The sequence below is a fragment of the Variovorax sp. P4_D9 genome (genome assembly GCF_056401695.1).
Window position 1 is genome coordinate 1 of record NZ_JBFUIU010000809.1, and the last position, 3,915, is coordinate 3,915.

Consider the following 3,915-nt stretch of genomic DNA (forward strand, 5'->3'; position numbering starts at 1 on the left):
CCAGGGGACATTCGCGGAGGGGGCCACCCGGTGGCCTCGGCACGCGCCCCGAACTCCCCACACGCCCCGCGCGCAGCGCTTGAGATAGCGTCAGCGCAGCGCGTTGATGTCCGCCATCTCGACCAGAGGACTCGGCGCGCCGCGCTTGGCGACGACCAGCATGGCGCGTCCGACTTGCTCGCTGGTCGTGACCCGATTCGGCGCCCAGCGACGCACGAGACCGAACAGCGGGTTCGCGAGCACATAGATCCATCGGTACTGCGCGGTCTTGGAGCGCACACCGTGCATCGGCTGGATGATGCCCGGCCGGAACATGTAGGTTGCCTTGAACGGCAGCCGCATCAGCGCGTTCTCGGTCGCGCCCTTGACGCGCGCCCACATGCTGGGCCCACGCTCGGTGCTGTCGGTGCCGGCGCCCGTCACGTAGACGAAGGTCATCTGCGGGTTGAGCCGGGCGAGGGTCCGTGCCGCCCCGAGCGTCAGGTCGTAGGTCACACGCCTGTAATCCTCCTCGCTCATGCCGACGGAGGACACGCCAAGGCAGAAGAAGCAGGCATCGAAACCGGACAGTTCGCCTGCCGCTGCCGAAAGCTGGCCCGGATCGGGCACGACCAGATCGCGCAGCTTGGGATGCGCCTCGCCGCTCGGCCGGCGGCCGACGCTCAGCACTTGCGTCACGTCGCCATCGAGCAGGCATTCGCGCAGCACGCCCTGCCCCACCATGCCGGTCGCGCCGAAGAGGATGACTTTCATCGGCCGCCTGGTTCTCGCGGGCTCAAGCGACCGTGAAGGTCCGGGGCTCGCGCTGGAGTGCGGCGAGCAGGGTCGTCACCTCGGGCGCCGATGCCTGCGCGGGCTGGAGCGCATCCAGCAGGCGCGCGAGCGTTTCGGCGTGGGGCAGCAGCGGCCCGAGGAAGCGGGTGCCGGCATCGCTGGCGATCAGCAGCGTCGGGAAGGTCTCGACGTCGAAATCGTCCGCGATGTCGGCGTGGTCCTCGATATCGACCCAGGCGAAGCGGAGGCGCGGATGCCCGCGCGCCACCTGTTCGAACAGGGGCCAGTACTCGCGGCAGGCGCCGCACCATTCGGCGCACAGGCAGACGACCCAGAGTCGATCGTCGGCGGCGGTGGTTGAGAAATCGGTCAAGGCAGTGTCGGAGATACGAAGGCCGGGGAGCGCCATTATCGATTCGCCAGCAGATCCTGCAGCCGCAGGCTCTCCAAAGGGCCCCGGGTCCACAGGTTGCGCAGCGGCGGTGCCTGCGGCATCAGCAGTTCGCGCAGCAGCGGCTCGAGCGGAATGGCGGGGTCGACCAGCAGCACGAAGCGCGGATCGTCGTTGTCGCGCTCCTCCGCCAGCGGCGCGATCCAGTCGAGCGCGACCAGGGTCTCGAGCACCGGCGCGAGTTGCAGCGCGTCGACCTTCATCCGGCCGACCAGCTCCGCCGCGCCCAGGCCGCTGGCGGGCGTCGATTTCGCGGCATGCAGGTACTGAAGCACCTCCGCCGCCAGCTGCAGCGGCCAGCCGGCCGCGCCACCGCGCCGCGCCACCCCGGTCAGGAGGCTCGGCAGGTAGGCCGCGATCACGGCGCCGAACAGCACGATGACCCACGCCACGTAGATCCACACCAGCAGGATCGGCACGGTCGCGAAGGCGCCGTACAGCACCGAATAGGTCGGCACCAGGCTCAGGTAGTAGCCCAGCACGCGCTTGGCGAGCTCGATCGCGGTGGCGACGAAGAGGCCGCCGGCCAAGGCGTGCGTCCATTTCACGTGGGTGTTCGGGACGTAGCGGTAGAGCGCCGCCATGCCGCCGGCCAGCAGCGCGAATTCGAAGCCGTCAAACAGCAGTTTCAGCATGGCGCCGCCGACGAACTCGCGCGAGGCCGAGAAGAAGGCCGCCGTGGTACTGAGGCTCAGCGCCAGCACCAGCGGGCCGAGCGTGATCGCGGCCCAGTAGATCAGCACCCGCTGCGCCAGCGGCCGCGGCCTGCGCACGCGCCAGATGCTGTTAAGCGCCCTGTCCATGGTCAGGATCAGCGCCACCGCGGTGACCAGCAGCACCACCAGGCCGGCGACGCCGAGGCCGCTGGCCTTGCTCGCGAACTGGTTCAGGTAGCCCAGCACCTGGCGCGCGATGTTGTCGGGGATCAGGCTGTCGATCAGCCAGCGCTGGACCCGGCCCTGCATCTTGCTKAAAATCGGGAACACCGTGAACAGCGCCGCCGCCACGGTGAAGAAGGGCACCATCGCGATGGTGGTGGTGAAAGTCAGACTGCTGGCGGTCAGGCCGAGCCGGTCTTCCCGAAAACGCTCGCCGAGCACGGCGGCGGTGTTGCCCCAGGGAAAGTGCGAAAGATCCCTCCAGAGTTGCCGGCGATTCATGGCCGGTATCATGCCACCGGGTCTTTCGCCGCCCCGGCGCAACCCGCCCCATTCGAGCTGCCTTGACCGAGTCCAACCTCCCTCCCGCCTCCGTTTCCGCCACCCGATGGCTCGCTGTCGGCAGCCTGGTCGGGCTGATCGTGCTCGGGCTCGCCTGGGAGCTGTGGCTGGCGCCGCTGCGGCCGGGCGGCTCCTGGCTGGCGCTCAAGGTGCTGCCGCTGGTGCTGCCGCTGGCCGGCCTGCTGAAAAACCGCATGTACACCTATCGCTGGGTCAGCCTGATGGTCTGGCTCTATTTCACCGAAGGCGTGGTGCGCGCCTGGAGCGACACCAACGGAGTCGGCCAAGTGCTGGCGCTGATCCAGGTCCTGCTGTGCCTGGCGCTTTTCACGGCCTGCGCCTGGCACGTGCGGTTGCGCCTGCGCAATGCCGCCCAGGCCCGCAAACTCGAAGGGGCGACGCCATGAGCGTTCTGTTGGAGCAGTTGCGCGCGATCGTCGGCGCGGCGAATGTACTCACCGAAGGCGACCTGAGCGCCTGGGAGCACGACTGGCGCAAGCGCTCGCGCGGCAAGTCGCTGGCCGTGGTGCGGCCGGGCGACACGCTGCAGGTGGCCGAGGTGGTCAAGGCCTGTGCCGCCGCCGGCACCGCGCTGGTGCCGCAAGGCGGCAACACCGGCCTGGCGGTCGGCTCGATCCCGGACGAGAGCGGCACGCAGGTGCTGTTGAGCCTGCAGCGGCTGAACGCGATCCGCGGCATCGACGCCGCCAACCTCACGATGACGGTCGAGGCCGGCTGCATCTTGCAGACCCTGCAGGAAGCGGCGCGCCACGCCGGCTTCCTGTTCCCGCTGAGCCTGGCGGCCGAGGGCAGCTGCACCATCGGCGGCAACCTGGCGACCAATGCCGGCGGCACGCAGGTCCTGCGCTACGGCAATACTCGCGACCTCTGCCTCGGGCTCGAGGTCGTGACGCCGCAGGGCGAGGTCTGGGAAGGCACCAGCGGCCTGCGCAAGGACAACACCGGCTACGACCTGCGCGATCTCATGATCGGCAGCGAAGGCACGCTCGGCATCATCACCGCGGCAACGATGAAGCTCTATCCGCTGCCGGCCGCGCAGCTCACGGCCTGGGCGGCGGTGCCGTCGCTCGCGCACGCGGTCACGCTGCTGGGCCTGGCTCACCGCCGCCTCGGCCCGGGCCTGACGGGTTTCGAGGTCATGGGCAAGTTCGCGTTGAGCCTGGTCGCCAAGCACTTTCCGGCGCTGCGCGTGCCTTTCGTCGACGATCCGGCCGCGCCCTACTGCGTGCTGCTCGAGAACTCCGACAACGAATCGGAGGAGCACGCCCGCGGGCGCTTCGAGGCACTGCTCGAGACCGCCTTCGAGGCCGGCTGCRTGAGCGACGCGGTGGTCGCCGAGAGCCTCACGCAGGCGCACCAGCTCTGGCACGTGCGTGAGAGCATCCCGATGGCGCAGGCCGAGGAAGGCCTCAACATCAAGCACGACATCTCGATCGCGGTGTCGCGCAT

Annotated in this window: 5 protein-coding genes; 2 read left to right on the top strand and 3 right to left on the bottom strand. The window is 69.3% G+C overall.

Features of this window, described 5'->3' with window-relative positions; genetic code table 11:
- Positions 1-90 precede the first annotated feature (90 nt).
- Genes AC1DY5_RS45715 through AC1DY5_RS45725 form a run of 3 tightly spaced genes read right to left on the bottom strand, consistent with a single transcriptional unit; the run spans position 91 to position 2,397 of the window.
- Positions 91-753, bottom strand: a complete 663-nt coding sequence (locus AC1DY5_RS45715; protein ID WP_478121012.1) for a Rossmann-fold NAD(P)-binding domain-containing protein — start codon at positions 751-753, stop codon at positions 91-93.
- A gap of 22 nt (positions 754-775) precedes the next feature.
- Positions 776-1,183, bottom strand: a complete 408-nt coding sequence (locus AC1DY5_RS45720) for a thioredoxin family protein (RefSeq protein WP_478121013.1) — start codon at positions 1,181-1,183, stop codon at positions 776-778.
- Complete coding sequence (locus AC1DY5_RS45725) at positions 1,183-2,397, bottom strand: YihY family inner membrane protein (RefSeq protein ID WP_478121014.1); 1,215 nt, start codon at positions 2,395-2,397, stop codon at positions 1,183-1,185. Before AC1DY5_RS45725 ends, AC1DY5_RS45720 begins: the two co-directional genes overlap by 1 nt.
- A 50-nt stretch (positions 2,398-2,447) precedes the next feature.
- Between AC1DY5_RS45725 and AC1DY5_RS45730 the strand changes: the two genes are divergently transcribed.
- Positions 2,448-2,852, top strand: a complete 405-nt coding sequence (locus tag AC1DY5_RS45730) for a DUF2069 domain-containing protein (RefSeq protein ID WP_478121015.1) — start codon at positions 2,448-2,450, stop codon at positions 2,850-2,852.
- On the top strand, positions 2,849-3,915 hold a 1,067-nt coding region (locus tag AC1DY5_RS45735), incomplete at its 3' end, for an FAD-binding oxidoreductase (protein WP_478121016.1). The genes AC1DY5_RS45730 and AC1DY5_RS45735, both read left to right, overlap by 4 nt.